11 protein-coding genes are annotated in these 14,650 nt (G+C 53.0%); all 11 read left to right on the top strand.

All coding sequences use genetic code 11. The annotated features are described in order from the left end of the window. The first annotated feature begins 89 nt into the window (after positions 1-89). The 11 genes from AC0QHF_RS21295 (at position 90) to AC0QHF_RS21245 (ending at position 14,352) form a co-directional block, all read left to right on the top strand. On the top strand, positions 90-842 hold the full coding sequence (locus tag AC0QHF_RS21295; RefSeq protein WP_324706252.1) for a peptidylprolyl isomerase: 753 nt from the start codon (positions 90-92) through the stop codon (positions 840-842). Continuing rightward, the gene (locus AC0QHF_RS21290; RefSeq protein WP_324706251.1) at positions 839-3,826 is read left to right on the top strand and encodes a peptidase domain-containing ABC transporter; all 2,988 of its coding nucleotides are present in this window, start codon (positions 839-841) and stop codon (positions 3,824-3,826) included. Before AC0QHF_RS21295 ends, AC0QHF_RS21290 begins: the two co-directional genes overlap by 4 nt. An 85-nt stretch (positions 3,827-3,911) precedes the next feature. After that, positions 3,912-5,792: a beta-barrel domain-containing protein gene (locus tag AC0QHF_RS21285; RefSeq protein WP_324706250.1), complete on the top strand. Its 1,881-nt coding sequence runs from the start codon at positions 3,912-3,914 to the stop codon at positions 5,790-5,792. Between the two features lie 136 nt (positions 5,793-5,928). Continuing rightward, a complete protein-coding gene (locus AC0QHF_RS21280) occupies positions 5,929-7,629 on the top strand; it encodes a hypothetical protein (protein WP_324706249.1) in 1,701 nt (566 codons plus the stop codon). A gap of 49 nt (positions 7,630-7,678) precedes the next feature. Beyond that, positions 7,679-8,227, top strand: a complete 549-nt coding sequence (gene rfbC, locus AC0QHF_RS21275; protein WP_324706248.1) for a dTDP-4-dehydrorhamnose 3,5-epimerase — start codon at positions 7,679-7,681, stop codon at positions 8,225-8,227. Continuing rightward, positions 8,227-9,099 (top strand): dTDP-4-dehydrorhamnose reductase, encoded by an 873-nt coding sequence (gene rfbD / locus AC0QHF_RS21270; RefSeq protein WP_324706277.1) that lies wholly within the window; start codon positions 8,227-8,229, stop codon positions 9,097-9,099. Before rfbC ends, rfbD begins: the two co-directional genes overlap by 1 nt. Positions 9,100-9,159: 60 nt before the next feature. After that, positions 9,160-10,233 (top strand): glucose-1-phosphate thymidylyltransferase, encoded by a 1,074-nt coding sequence (locus tag AC0QHF_RS21265; protein WP_324706247.1) that lies wholly within the window; start codon positions 9,160-9,162, stop codon positions 10,231-10,233. Between the two features lie 258 nt (positions 10,234-10,491). Beyond that, positions 10,492-11,334: a glycosyltransferase family 2 protein gene (locus AC0QHF_RS21260; protein WP_324706246.1), complete on the top strand. Its 843-nt coding sequence runs from the start codon at positions 10,492-10,494 to the stop codon at positions 11,332-11,334. 260 nt (positions 11,335-11,594) lie between these two features. Next, on the top strand, positions 11,595-13,205 hold the full coding sequence (locus AC0QHF_RS21255; protein ID WP_324706245.1) for a B12-binding domain-containing radical SAM protein: 1,611 nt from the start codon (positions 11,595-11,597) through the stop codon (positions 13,203-13,205). A gap of 60 nt (positions 13,206-13,265) precedes the next feature. Continuing rightward, positions 13,266-13,670, top strand: a complete 405-nt coding sequence (locus tag AC0QHF_RS21250; protein ID WP_324706244.1) for a glycosyltransferase family 2 protein — start codon at positions 13,266-13,268, stop codon at positions 13,668-13,670. Next, a complete protein-coding gene (locus AC0QHF_RS21245) occupies positions 13,657-14,352 on the top strand; it encodes a Uma2 family endonuclease (protein ID WP_324706243.1) in 696 nt (231 codons plus the stop codon). Before AC0QHF_RS21250 ends, AC0QHF_RS21245 begins: the two co-directional genes overlap by 14 nt. Positions 14,353-14,650: the final 298 nt, after the last annotated feature.

The raw sequence follows: 14,650 nt of genomic DNA, 5'->3' as shown, positions 1-14,650 counted from the left end.
GGGTGGAGCGGCGAACGGTCTGTTATTATCGGGACAGAATCGAAACAGCTTGGATGAATGGGGTAGCCCAAGTCAGTTGGAGCAGAGTAATGACCGGAGTGTACAAAGTCGGAGAAACCATCATTAAGGCGGAAGAAATTCCATCGCGACTGAAACGGTATCAACTCATGCCGCAATTTCTGCGGGAGGTGATTTTGGACGAGGCGACCGCCTCGATCGCCTGCACCGAAGAAGAGGTGGCGGCTGCCATCGAACAGTTCGCGGCCCAACATCAACTCACCTCCCCCGAAGCCCAGCAGGCCTGGTTGAAGAGCCACCGAATGACGCGGGAAGACCTCGAAGCGATCGCCCGGCGGCCGATCAAGCTGGAAAAATTCAAACAGCAACAGTGGAGCCACAAGGTTGAAAGCTATTTTATCACCCGGAAAACCGGCCTCGACCAAGTGGTTTATTCCCTGATCCGCACCAAAAATCCCGGACTCGCCCACGAACTCTACTTTCGCATCTCCGAGGGAGAACAGGACTTCGCCGAAGCCGCCCGGGAATATTCCGAGGGGCCCGAATCCCGCACCGGAGGGCTGCTGGGGCCAGTGTCCCTGTCCCAACCCCACCCGGCGATCGGCAAACTGCTGTCGGTGAGCCAACCCGGGCAACTGTGGGCACCGCGACCCCTGTCCGAGTGGATGGTGCTGATCCGGCTCGAAAAGTTCATTCCCGCCCAACTCGACGAGTCCATGCGGCGCCGCCTGATCGAGGAACTATTTGAAACCTGGCTGCGAGAGCAGATCGCCGAAGTCGGCTCTCTCGAACCCCTGCAAACTGAGGTGTCTTCAGTATCATGACCACATCCGCCGTTTCCAACTTACAGATCCGGGAATTTCTGGCCGAAACCCACCCCTTCGATCGCCTGTCGGAAAAAGCGATCGAAAAGGTGCTGCCCCAATGCCAGTTGTTGAGCTACCGCACCGGACAGCCGATCTTCGAGCGGGACAAACTGCCCACCCAGGTGGCGGTCGTCTACCAGGGACAGGCCCGACTCCTGGGATACGACGCCCGCACCCAACGCCACGTCAGCTTGAGGCTGCTGGGGGCGCGGGAAGTCCTGGGCTGGGCCGGGTTGGTGCGGGGAGTCCCCTGCGAGACAGCGATCGCCTCCACGGACACGATCTGCGTCACCCTGCCGGCGGCGGCATTTCTGAACCTGATCGATCGCGAGCCGAATTTCGGGGAAGCCTTCCGGGATCACGCGGCGATCGCGGAAGTATTTGAACTCCTCAGCCAGAGCCTCCAACAGCAAGCCAACGCCAGCGGCAACGTCAAAGAATTGACCCAGGAATTTTGGCCCGATGCGGTGGTGGTCAACCTCCTCGAAGGCCAAAAGAAAGGTAACGACCTGCGATCCATGCTCGACCCCGAGCGCGCCTGGCTGGTCAGCAGCGGGGTGCTGGGGGATTATGCGATCGGGAGCGTCCTCTCCCCCGACACCCTGCCCCGGACACTGAAAGCCGAAGGCCCCCGGGGGGTGCGGCTCGTCGGGCTGCGGACGGCCCCGGCGCCGAAGGATGGGGAGGTCAGGACGGAAGAACCCGCCGACGGCAACGGATTGAGAACGGGACTGGATATCGTCCCCGCCCCCCCTACCCCCCCGGAACCCGAACCGGACGCCGGCAAGCAAATTCAGCGGTTCCCCGTCGTCCGGGGTCGCGGCCAGATCGACGCCCCCCTGGCCTGCTTCAATATGTTGAGCAAGCACTTCCGAGTCAACTTCCGCAAAGACCTGATCCGGCGGGTGATCGAGAGCCAAATTCAGACCGTGGGTTTCCTCACCCTGCAGGCCTGCGGCGCGATCGCCCAGATGATGGGCATCACCGCCCAGTTGGTGCAGGTTCCCCCCAAGGCGATCGGACGCCTGAAAGCCCCGGCCATGATCCAGTGGAAAGACAGCTTCGCCATCCTCTACAGCATCAGCGAACGCCAACTGGTGATGGCCTCCCCGGAACAGGGGATCGTCCGCATCCGCCCCGGCCAACTCGCCGAACTGTGGGGAGAAGGTGCCCCGGTGCTCCTCCTCCAGGAAGCCAAGGGCGACCAGCAGGAACAGTTCAGCTTCTGGTGGTTCGTCCCCGCCATCATGGAACACCGGGGCGTGTTCGTCGAAGTCCTGCTCTCGTCCTTCTTCGTGCAACTGTTCGGGTTGGTCAACCCCCTGATCACCATGATCATCATCGACAAGGTGATGGGACAGCGCAACATCGACGCCCTGAATATTTTGGGGATCTTGATGTTGGGGGTCGCCCTGTTCGAGGCTTTATTATCCGCCCTGCGAACGTACCTATTTGTCGATACCACCAACCGCCTCGACGTTAAACTCAGTTCCGAGGTGATTGACCACCTGTTACGACTCCCCCTGAACTACTTCGACAACCGCCGGGTGGGCGACCTTATGGCCAGGGTCGGGGAACTGAGCAACATCCGCAACTTCCTCACCGGTACGGCTTTAACCGTCGTGTTGGACGCCGTGTTCTCGGTGGTCTACGTTGCCGTGATGTTCTACCTGAGCATTCCCATGGCATTGGTGGCCCTGGCGCCCCTGCCGCTGTTCGCGTTGATTATCGTGATCAACTCCCCGATCATCCAGCGACTATTGCGACGGAAGGCGGAACTGTTCGGCCAGTCCCAGGCCTACCTGGTGGAGGTGCTCAACGGGATGCAGACGGTAAAAGCTCAAAATATCGAGCTCACCTCCCGCTGGGAGTGGCAGGGACGTTATGCCCGCTACATGAGTGCCAGTTTTAAAACCATTCTCACCCAGACGGCGGCCAACTCTATTAGTACCTTTTTGAACAAACTCTCCGCCCTGGCCCTGCTGTGGGTGGGGGCCTATTTGGTGATCGATGGACAACTGACCATCGGGGGACTGATCGCCTTCCGAATTATCGCCGGAAACGTGACGGGTTCCCTGCTGCGGTTCGTGAGCGTCTGGCAGAGTTTCCAGGAAGTGGGGATGTCGGTGGAACGTCTGCGGGACGTGCTCGACACCTATCCGGAAGCCGACGAAGCCGATCGCAACAACATTCCCATGCCGGAAATCGATGGAGCCGTTACCTTTGAAGAAGTATCGTTCCGGTTCGGCGCCAGCGGTCCGCTGCAGTTGGCGAACGTGAATCTGGACTTCCCGCCCGGTTCCTTTGTGGCGATCGTCGGGTTGAGTGGTTCGGGTAAAAGTACCCTGATGAAACTGCTGCAGCGGCTCTATCCCCCCATGTCTGGCCGCATCAAAATCGACGGTTACGATATCAATAAGGTGGAGTTGTACTCCCTCCGCCGTCAGATCGGGGTGGTGCTCCAGGATACCCTGCTGTTCAGCGGGACGGTGCAGGAAAACATCGCCCTGAGTAACCCGGAGGCGAGCACCGATGAGATCATCCGGGCGGCGAAGGTGGCTGATGCCCACGAGTTCATCATGAGTTTGCCCAACGGTTACAATACAGTTGTCGGGGAGCGGGGCACGGGACTCTCCGGGGGACAGCGACAAAGAATCGCGATCGCCCGGACGGTATTGCAAAATCCGAGACTGTTGATCCTCGACGAGGCGACGAGCGCCCTGGACTACCAGTCGGAGCGGTTGGTCAGCCGCAACCTCAACGAGGCCTTCCACGATCGCACGGTGTTCTTCATCACCCACCGTCTCAGCGCCATCAAAAATGCCGACGCCATCATTATGATGGACCAAGGATCGATCGTCGAACAGGGCACCCACGACGAATTGATGGCGATCAAGGGGCGTTACTACTGCCTGTATCAACAGCAAGAGGCACAACAGTAGGACGTTTGACGTCAGTGGTGGTAGAGGAGTCGAGTTAGTTTTTTGTCCCCTTTCGGACCACAGCGAACTAGAGATCACAGGACTTATGAAATCAGCATCAGTTACCGAACAACCGGTCATCCTGGAGAAACCCGCCCTCCTCTCCCATTTATTTCTGTGGATGATCATGCTCGTGACGACCACCGGAGTCATCTGGGCCTACTTTTCCCGCATCGAACAGACGGTTCCGGCGGTGGGAGAATTGGAATTTACTTCCGGCGCCCGGGAAATTCAAGCCCCCACCACGGGGGCGGTGGTGCGGTTGCACGTCGAAAATGGCGATCGCATCGAGAAAAATCAGCCCCTCCTCACGTTCAGTCCCACCAGTCCCAGCGCGGATCTGCGATCGCTCGAAACGTTGCGATCGACCCTGGAACGGGAAAATCAGTTTTACGGCGATATCGTCAGCGGGGGCTCGACGGCAAATTTGCCTCCCGATCTGGCGAATTTGGTGCGGGAACGGGATGCCCGCATTCAGGAAAATCAAACTTTACAGTCCTTGGTGGACGAACTCTATTTGGGCCAGGGCAGTGCCGTCAGCTTTAGCGCCTCCCAGGCAGGTTTGGTGGCCAACTACCGCGCCGAATATCAGTCCCGAGTCGCGGCGGCCCAGCTTCGCATTCAAGAACTGGAAAAACAGCTTCAGCAAAACCGAGATGCCCTGGCCGCCGCCCGAGAGCAGCTTCAATATAGCCGCAATCAATTGGCTTCTTCTGAAAAGCAATTGACTCTGGCTGAAAATCAGTTGGTGAAATCGGAAGATTTGCTGGATGTGAATCAGTCGATTTTGGATCAGATTTCTCCTTTGGTGGAAGAAGGCGCGATGTCCGACCTGCAGCGCAAGCGCCAGGAACAGGACATCCTCCGAAATCAAAATGAGGTACTCCGACAACAGGATCAAATTCAACAGCGCCAGGGCGAAATTAACCAGCGCCGGGGCGAGATCGAACGGCAGCAAGCGGAGGTGCAGCGGTTTGAAAATGAGATTCTGCGGACTCAAGCGGCGATCGCTCGCACTCAAGAAGAACTCCAAAATACCAAGGATTCTTGGGCGCGGGACCTTTACACTCGGATTCAGGAAAATAATAAACAGATTGCCAGTGCGGATTCTCAACTCAGCCGCCTGCAGTTGGACAACCAGAAAAAACTCTCCGAACTCGACGCCCAACTCGAAAAGGTGGAGGAACAGCGGGACACTCAGGTGTTGAGGGCTCCGGCATCTGGAATTGTTTTTGATTTGGCTCCCTCCACTAAAGCGAATGCCTCTTTAGATATGAATCAAGACGAGATCTGTTCCTACGTCGTCGGTTCCATCCTCAATCCGGGCGACCCGAAGCCCCTCCGCTGCGAAGAGGCTTACTACGAAGCCCAACAGACGGAACCCCTGCTGACGGTTTTGGATGACGAAGAGGGCTTGGAGGCGGTGGTTTACATCCAAAACAGCGATGTGGCCCTGGCTTTGAATGCCCTGCGGATCAAGCGGGAGTTGCTCTCGCCCTGGGATGGGAAGGAAGTCGCCGGAGAGGTGATCGAATGTCAGACCGAAAAGGATTGTATCTGTCCGACTTCGGCTGCGGCGCGGGCGGAAATTGGCATTGAGGACGAACAGTGCATCGCCGTGGAAGTGAACATCGATGCGTTTCCCTCCAACGAGTTCGGCACGGTTCCGGGCGAGTTGAAGTGGATTTCCCAGGATGCGATTCCCCCGGACGAACTGCGCCAGTATTATTCTTTTAAAGCGAAGGTGCAGTTGGAACGCCAGAACTTTATCTTGAACGATGACGAACCGGTGGAGGATCAGGTGGCGATCGGGTTGCAGTCCGGCATGGCGGTGAATACCAAGATTAATATCGGTCAGCGATCGGTTTTGGAAATGCTGTTCAGCCGATTCACCGGTCAGTTTGAAAGTATCACCAACTTGCGGTAAATCCGACTTTTTGATGTTTGATGTTGGCAAGCGATCCGCGACAGCGCACCGATCCGCGACAGCGCACCGATCGCCCAAATTTTATCTCGGACTATGGATTGGTTATCTGCTTCCGATTTTGGGCGCGATCGCTTTTGTGGCGAAATTTGGCGTCGATGTCCCCACTTTCGACCAGTGGGTTTTACCGAGTTTATTCGAGAAAACGGCGGCGGGGACACTGACATTTGGCGACCTGTTCGCCCTCCACAACACCCACAGAATTCTATTTCCCAGGCTGATTTTTATCGGCCTGGGCTTTTTGTCGAAATGGAATATTTTGGCGGAAATGTCTTTCAATTTGGGGTGGGCGATTTTATCGTTTTTGGGGTTGTATTATCTCTCTTTAATTGCCAACGGAATGGCAGACAGAACCCTATTTCATCTCGCCAATTTATTGGTCTGTGTCCTGTTTTTTTCCCTCAATCAAGAATGGCTATGGGGATTTCAACTGCCGATTTTTTTGATTAATTTTTGCGTTATTTTTGCCTGCTTAATTTTGACGATTGACGGAAAAAATAATCGCTCCAAATTTCTCTTGTCGGCAGGACTGTGCGGCATCGCCAGTTTTTCTTCGTTGCAGGGTTTGCTGTCCTGGTTGGCGTTGATTCCGGCGGTGGTTTCTCTGCCGGGAAATAACAATCAAAAACGCCGGCGATCGCTCCTGTGGCTGCTCGGTTTTGTGGTATCCTGCGGGGTGTACGCGATCGGTTATATCCGGGAACCCCGAACCGTCACTCTCTCCGGTTGGGAGCGAATTTACACCTCAATTCATTTCTTCCTAAATTTACTGGCTGCACCCCTGACATCATCTTCTAAAATTGCTGGGTTCGTCGGTTTTTTAATTCTGATTTCGTTTCTATTTTTCCTCATTTATAACTGGAGAAAATATCGGAAATTTCACACATTTTTGAACGCCTCACCGTGGATTTCTATCGGTCTATTTTCGGTGTCAACTTCTGTTTTAACAACGGTGGGGAGAGCTGAACTTGGGGCAGATTATCCCCTGTCAGCCGTCCGCTACACGACCCACAGCTTATTGTTGATTATCGCCATTCTGTATCTCGGCTTGCAGTGGATTTCCGAACGATATCCCAACTTTAAAATTCAATTTCCGGCGTTGCTTTACAGCTTCCTGTGTGGCGTTATTGCCTGTGCGCTGTGGGTCAGTTCCGGGCAGGCGATCGCCCGTTCTGATCGGAATCTATTCTACACCCAATCCAGTCAAACCTGTTTATATTTATTCCCCTATTTTAACACGAGTTCGACCTTTTTTGAAAACCATCCCCAACGCTGCTTATTGCCGTCGAGCAAATCGACCTGGTGGATTCAAGACGGTGTGGAATCTTTGCAAGCGATCGGCTTCCGAAATTTCGCCCATGATGTCAAATGGGAAGCCGAACCCGATCGCACCTACGGCTATATCGATAATCCCCAGAAATCGGATATTTTTCAAGTTGCCAACTCGCAATCTTTCACCCTCGGAGGTTGGGCAATTTTTCCCGAAAAAACGCCATCAGCGACACCCCAACTGGTGTTTCTGTCCCGCCAGTCGAAATCCCCGGAGGCGGCACCGCAATTTTTTGCCAACGCCTACGTCAATTTGGACAGTCCCGATGTGGCGGAAATTCTCGGAAGGGATCGCCACAGCCAATCCCGGTGGACCCTCACCCTATCTGCGGATTCCCTGCCACCGGGGGAAAGCACGATTTCAGCCTGGGTTTACGATCGCGATCGCGATCGATTCGTCCGGCTGCAGGGAGAAATTAACGTAAAAGTCAATAAAGATGGTTTGGATTAAATCGATCTTTGGTACACTAGAGACCGGTTCAATTTTGCCCAACCCTGAAATGAACGTTATTCCCACCGAAATCCCGGACGTTTTGATCCTCGAACCCAAAGTTTTCGGAGACGATCGCGGTTTTTTCTTTGAAAGTTTTAACCAAAAAGTCTTTGCCGAAAAAACCGGGGTAGATGCCGAATTTGTCCAAGACAACCACTCCCGTTCCAGCCGCGGCGTATTGCGGGGACTGCACTACCAAATTCAACAAACCCAAGGAAAATTGCTGCGGGTGGTTCTCGGGGAAATTTTTGATGTCGCCGTCGATATTCGCAAAAATTCCCCCACCTTCGGACAGTGGGTCGGCTGTCATCTCAATACTGAAAATAAACGACAATTTTGGGTACCGCCGGGATTCGCCCACGGCTTTTTGGTGACATCGGACGTGGCGGAAGTGCTCTACAAAACCACCGATTATTACGCGCCACAACACGAGCGATCGCTGCTGTGGAATGACCCGGATGTGGCGGTAGCTTGGCCCTCGGACGGCATCGAACCGAAACTATCTGAAAAAGATCGGAACGGCACACCTTTGAAAACGGCAGAAATTTTTGAATGATGCGAATTTTACTGACGGGAAAAGACGGCCAATTGGGGAGTGAATTACAACCCCTCCTCTCCTCCTCGGGTGAGACGATCGCCGTAGGACGGGACACCCTGGATCTGACAAAACCGGAAGCCATTCAATCCCTGATGGCAGAGGTGAAACCCGATGTGGTGGTGAATGCGGCGGCCTATACGGCGGTGGACAAAGCCGAAAGCGAGTCCGATTTGGCAATGCAAATTAACGGAACGGCACCGGGGATTTTGGCGGCGGAGGCGAAGCGTCTGGATGCAAAATTGATCCACGTTTCCACCGATTACGTCTTCGACGGCACCCAAAGCCACCCCTACCTCGAAACCGACCCGACAAACCCGCTGGGGGCCTACGGCGCCTCGAAATTGGCCGGAGAAAAGGCGATCGCGGCGGCGGGGGGCACCTTCGCCATCGTCCGCACCGCCTGGGTTTACGGCGTGGGGGGAAAGGGAAATTTCGTCAAAACCATGCTTCGCCTGGGTGGGGAACGGGAAGAGTTGCGGGTCGTCACGGATCAGGTGGGGAGCCCGACTTGGACCGGGGATCTCGCGGGGGCGATCGCCAATTTAATTCCCCGACTGAACCCAGAAACGGCTGGAATCTACCATTATACAAATAGTGGCGTGACCAGTTGGTACGATTTCGCGATCGCCATTTTTGAGGAAGGGCGATCGCTAGGTTTACCCCTCAAAATTGAACGGGTGATTCCGATTACGACGGCGGAATATCCCACCCCCGCACGGCGTCCGGCCTACTCCGTTTTGAACGGCAAAAAATTCGCCACCCTAATCGGAACCCACGCACCCCAGTGGCGGGAAGGACTGCGAAAAATGCTCAAAACTTGGGCGAATTAAAATGAGTAGCACAGGCATCTTGCCTGTCACAGTATCAAGTCAATAAACTTGTAAAATATCATGAAAGCACTGATTCTGTCCGGCGGCAAAGGAACTCGACTGCGACCCCTCACCTACACCGGTGCCAAACAACTGGTTCCCGTCGCCAACAAGCCGATCCTCTGGTACGGCATCGAGGGAATTGTGGCGGCCGGCATCACCGACATCGGCATCATTATCAGTCCGGAAACCGGCGAAGAAGTCAAATCCCTGACGGGAAATGGCGATCGCTTCGGCGCAAAAATTACCTACATCCTCCAGGACACCCCAGCGGGTTTGGCCCACGCGGTGAAAATTGCCCAGCCTTTTTTGGGGGATTCTCCCTTTATCATGTACTTGGGAGATAACTTAATTCAAAATCCCCTGTTGCCGTTTTTGGAACAGTTCAAACAACAGCAACTCGACAGTTTGATCCTCCTGCGTCCCGTCGAAAATCCCACCGCTTTTGGCGTGGCGGTCGTCGGCGATCGCGGCCAGGTTTTGAAGTTGGTGGAAAAACCGAAAGACCCCCCTTCTAACTTGGCGTTGGTGGGGGTTTACTTTTTCGACCGTACCATCCACGAGGCGATCGCCAACATTCAACCGTCCCCACGGGGAGAATTGGAAATTACCGATGCCATTCAACAATTAATTAATACCGACAAAAAGGTTGAATCCTGTATTTTAGATGGCTGGTGGCTGGATACAGGTAAAAAAGACGACCTCCTCAGTGCAAACCAGATCATTTTGGACGAGCGATCGACCTGTAAAATTGAAGGCAACATTGACGGCGACAGCAAGATTATCGGCCGGGTTAAAATTGGTTCCGGATCTCAATTGGTGAATTGCAGCGTCCGGGGACCGGTCATGATCGGCGATAATTGCCATTTGGAAAACTGCTTTATCGGACCCTACACCAGCATCGCCGATCGCGTCACGTTAATTGATGCCGAAATTGAGCATAGCGTGATTTTATCCGAAGCGACAATTGAGAACGTTAACCATCGCATTGTCGATACATTGATCGGTCGCCGTGCCAAGTTGACGACCGCACCCCAGCGACCGAAAGCCTTGCGATTTATGCTGGGAGATGATTCCCAAGTCGAACTGGCTTGACGCCGGAGTAAACCACTCCAGCCACGGACGATCCCCCTAAATCCCCCTTACAAAGGGGGACTTTTAATTTCCCGACGGACTTCATCAGTTTCAGAAACGCTGTAGCAGCGGTATTCCGATTCCCCATTCCTATTACCTCTCGCCTATTACCTATTACCTCTCGCCTATTACCTATTACCTCTCGCCTATTACCTATTACCTCTCGCCTATTGCCTATTGCCTATTGCCTATTGCCTATTACCTATTACCTAAAAAACCGTGATTTACTGGATAATTGTCAATTATCATTCGACCGATTTGATCCGACGGTTAATTCAATCGATCGCGGCAAGTGAGAGTCCGGAATATCGGATTATTATCGTCAATAACTCCCCCGGCGATCGCTCGATCTGGGAGTTAGAATCGGAACAAATTATTATTTTGGATTCCCCCGAAAATGTGGGATTCGGTCGCGGCTGCAATTTGGGGTTACAATGGGTTTGGGAACGCGATCGCGATGGATGCATTTGGTTGATCAATCCGGATGCGATCGTCCCCAAACAAACCCCCGGAAAAGTTCTGGCAGTTTTGCATCAAAATCCCCAACTTTCAATTTTGGGAACCGCCGTCTACGAACCGGACGGCGGCGTTTGGTTCGGGGGAGGAGAATTTATTATAAAAACGGGTCATATTTTTCAATTACAAGAGATTACCCCTTCCAATTTATCTTGGATTTCGACAACTTGGGTGACGGCTTGTAGCCTGTTAATTTCTCTCCCAACATTCCGAAACTGTCCCAAATTTGACCCGAATTATTTTCTGTATTACGAAGATTTCGACCTCTGCCTACGTTATCGTAAACTCGGACATCAGATCGGGATAACTCCCCAGATTGGAGTCATTCATTATCCCTCGTCTATTACAGGAAAAACTCCCCATCTCAAACTTCAACACAGTATTTACAGCTATCTGCTGAGTTTGGACAAACACGCCGGGAGTTCAGTTTTATTCTATCGACTTTTGCGGATTGGTATCGTCGCCTGTTTGACTTTTCCAGTCCGTCCCCAAGTCTCCCTGGCTAAACTGCGGGGGGTGTGGCGGTACATCCGACGCAGTATCTGACATTTTCGGTGGGTTTTTAGGGCGAAAACTATACCCCAGTATTTATCTATTCCTTATTGTATATTTCTTTCGGCATATTCCTTCCCCAGGCCCGACCCATCCAGCCGATTATCAGTCTTTTTAATTTCCCCATGATTCTGGCAACTTCCATTACAATGTCAACAGTTCCATGAATATCAAGATAATTTCAGAAAAAGTTTGGATTCAAATCCGGGCTTTGGTCAGCAATTCCAAAAGTTATACTCAAAGGAGTTTATCCGATGAAAGCCCTATTACTCTATCCACAATTTCCCCAGTCGTTCTGGTCTTACGATCGCTTTATGGAAATTGCCGGACTCAAAGCGGTGATTCCACCCCTCGGCATTATTACGGTCGCAGCCCTCCTCCCCCAAAACTGGGAAATTCGATTTTACGATCGCAATGTCAGTCTAGAAACAGATGCCGATTGGGACTGGTGTGATGTGGTCATTCTCTCGGCGATGATGGTACAGAAGCCCGATTTCCACGCCCTCATTCAAAAAGCCGTCAAATTGGGAAAAAAAGTGGCAGTCGGAGGCCCCTATCCCACCTCCGTACCCCAGGATTCCCTAAATTCTGGAGCCAACTATCTCATTTTAGACGAAGGAGAATTGACCGTTCCCCAGTTTATAGAAGCCATCAACCGAGGTGAAACTCAGGGCATTTTTCGCTCTATGGAAAAACCGGATGTGACACTCAGCCCCATCCCCCGCTTTGACCTACTTCAACAAGACGCTTACTTGATGATGGCGGTACAGTTCTCTCGCGGCTGTCCCTTTAACTGCGAATTTTGTGACATTATTTCCCTCTACGGACGCAAACCCCGCACCAAAGAACCGAGTCAAATTTTGGCAGAGTTACAAGTCCTCTACGATTCGGGCTGGCGGGGTTCGCTCTTCATCGTCGATGATAACTTTATCGGCAATAAACGCAATGTAAAACGCTTTCTAAAAGCCTTGATTCCCTGGATGCAGCAGCACCACTACCCCTTCACCTTCATCACCGAAGCATCGGTCAATTTAGCCGAAGATGATGAATTATTACACTTGATGACTGAAGCGGGATTTTACGCCGTATTTCTGGGCATTGAAACCCCGGATTCGGAAAGTTTACAAGGGGCGCGAAAACTGCAAAATACCCGTCATCCTCTCGTCGAATCCTGTCGCCATATCAACGAAGCGGGTTTGTTGATTTATGCCGGATTTATCCTGGGCTTTGATGGAGAACAGACCGGGGCGGGGGAAAGGATTCAAGCCTTTGTAGAAGAAACCAGCATTCCCCAACCCATGCTCGGCATTCTCCAAGCTCTTCCCAATACGGCACTCTGGAATCGCCTCAAACAAGAACAGCGTTTAGGTGAGGGTGACAATATTCATCCGACGGGAGATCAAAATACCCTGATGAATTTTATTCCCACCCGTCCCATCGCCGAAATTGCAAAAGAGTATGTCGAAGGCTTTTGGACGCTGTATGAACCGAGTCGTTATCTGAGTCGCTGTTTCCGTCAATGTCTCGATCTGGGTTCGCGATTAGACCACAAACAAACCATGCAATTTCCCATCGGTAAAGGGTTGCGGTTGGTGACTCAGTTAATTTGGCATCAGGGCATCCGCCGGCCCCACCTTCGCCAACAGTTTTGGGGACAGTTATGGACGGTTTGGCGGAAAAAGCCACAAGTTCTGAATCTGTATTTGGGTTTGTGCGCGGCCGGAGAACATTTTTGGGAGTACCGGACTTTGGCGAGGGAACGGATTTCTCAACAACTCGGCTACGATATTTTGAGCGAACCTCAACCGGAAAAGGACTCGATCCTGCCTGTTGAACGGGAACTGGTGGCAACGGAGACTCGGTAATCTCGAAGTTGGACGGAGGGGGAAGGATGGAGGCTCTGAAGATGGCTGAAGGCTTGCAGTTTGTTAATTTCTTTCAAATCGTTCCGAAACTGTCCCCGGTTTGACGAAGATTATTTTCTGTACTGCGAAGACTTCGATCTGTGCTTGCGCGATCGCAAACTCGGACACCAGATCGGGATGACACCCCGCGTTGGAGTGACCCACCATCCGTCTTCCATCATCGGAAAAAATCCCCGTATCAAACTCCGACATAGCATTTACAGCTATCCCCTGAGTTGGGACAAACACGCCGCCGGTTCCGTCTTGTTCTGTCGGCTGTTGCGAATCGGTTTTGTGGGGGGATTCACCCTCCCCTTCCGTCCTCAAATGGCATCCGCTAAACTGGGGGGTGTTTTCCGGTACGTCCGATATTTTGTACTCAGATACCAGGACTCCAACCCGCCATCTTTCCATGACCGAAAATAACTCCAAAAATACGACTCTCGCCAGGAATTATCACCGGTTGCAATCCCAACTGTGCAGCCTGACGTTTTTTCCGCCCCGCTATTCGAGCGATCGCATCCTGGCCGCCGCCGATCGCAACATCTACTACGACCCCCGCAACCCGACCTGGTGCGAGTCTCCCCACTGGTTCGGGGTGGTGGATTTGTCCCCCTCTCGGATTGCTTCCAAAGGCGATCGGGGTTATTATATTTGGCAGGAAGGGCGACGTCCGATCGTGGCGATGGAATTTCTCCCGCCGCGCACCCAGGACAAAAGACCGCGATCGCCCGGACAACCGACGGCCTGGGAAGTGTACGAACAAATTTTGGGCATTCCCTTCTACGTCACGTTCGACCAAGCCAGCGACAATTTGAAAGTGTTTCGACTCGGCGGCGATCGCTATGAACGGCAGGAGTTGAAAAACGGCATATTTTGGTTTCCCAGACTGGAAATGGGTTTGGGCTTGTGGCGGGGAGAATACCGAGGTTGGAGGCGATCATGGCTGCGCTGGTGCGACAGCAGGGGAAACCTGATCCCCACCCCGGAAGAGCTGGAGGCGGGACGAACCGAACCCGTCACGCGGGGGATGACAAAAGGCGATCGCAGTTCTTCTACTCTGATCAAGCGCCTGAAGCAACTCGGCATCGTCCCCGACCGCATCTAAAACCACTGGGAGGCGTCACGACACGGGGCGATCTCCCGTCTCCATGTCTGGATATAGATACAAGTTGGGCAATCATACCATTTGGCTTAATTTTTCCACAAATTCGGCTTTTTGTCAAGCCCCACCCAAGAAATCGCCGAATTGTTGATAGGAAATCATCCGAAATTTAGATATAGCATTTTTCGATCTGATGGAAGGTTAAATATCCCCCTAAATCCCCCTTTGAAAGGGGGACTTTGAATTTGGAATGGACTTCGCCGAGTTGCCGACAGGAAATCATTCAAATTTTAAAGACAGC

This window comes from Lyngbya sp. CCY1209 (assembly GCF_055795065.1).
The sequence above is the reverse complement of the archived record's forward strand: the minus strand, read 5'-3'. Positions and strand labels throughout refer to the sequence as shown.

What these genes read in the sequence shown, in the direction of transcription:
- AC0QHF_RS21290 (WP_324706251.1), top strand. Translation starts at nt 839, where the DNA reads ATGACCACATCCGCCGTTTCCAACTTACAGATCCGGGAATTTCTGGCC.
- AC0QHF_RS21285 (WP_324706250.1), top strand. Translation starts at nt 3,912, where the DNA reads ATGAAATCAGCATCAGTTACCGAACAACCGGTCATCCTGGAGAAACCC.
- AC0QHF_RS21295 (WP_324706252.1), top strand. Translation starts at nt 90, where the DNA reads ATGACCGGAGTGTACAAAGTCGGAGAAACCATCATTAAGGCGGAAGAA.
- AC0QHF_RS21255 (WP_324706245.1), top strand. Translation starts at nt 11,595, where the DNA reads ATGAAAGCCCTATTACTCTATCCACAATTTCCCCAGTCGTTCTGGTCT.
- rfbD (WP_324706277.1), top strand. Translation starts at nt 8,227, where the DNA reads ATGCGAATTTTACTGACGGGAAAAGACGGCCAATTGGGGAGTGAATTA.
- AC0QHF_RS21265 (WP_324706247.1), top strand. Translation starts at nt 9,160, where the DNA reads ATGAAAGCACTGATTCTGTCCGGCGGCAAAGGAACTCGACTGCGACCC.
- AC0QHF_RS21245 (WP_324706243.1), top strand. Translation starts at nt 13,657, where the DNA reads ATGACCGAAAATAACTCCAAAAATACGACTCTCGCCAGGAATTATCAC.
- rfbC (WP_324706248.1), top strand. Translation starts at nt 7,679, where the DNA reads ATGAACGTTATTCCCACCGAAATCCCGGACGTTTTGATCCTCGAACCC.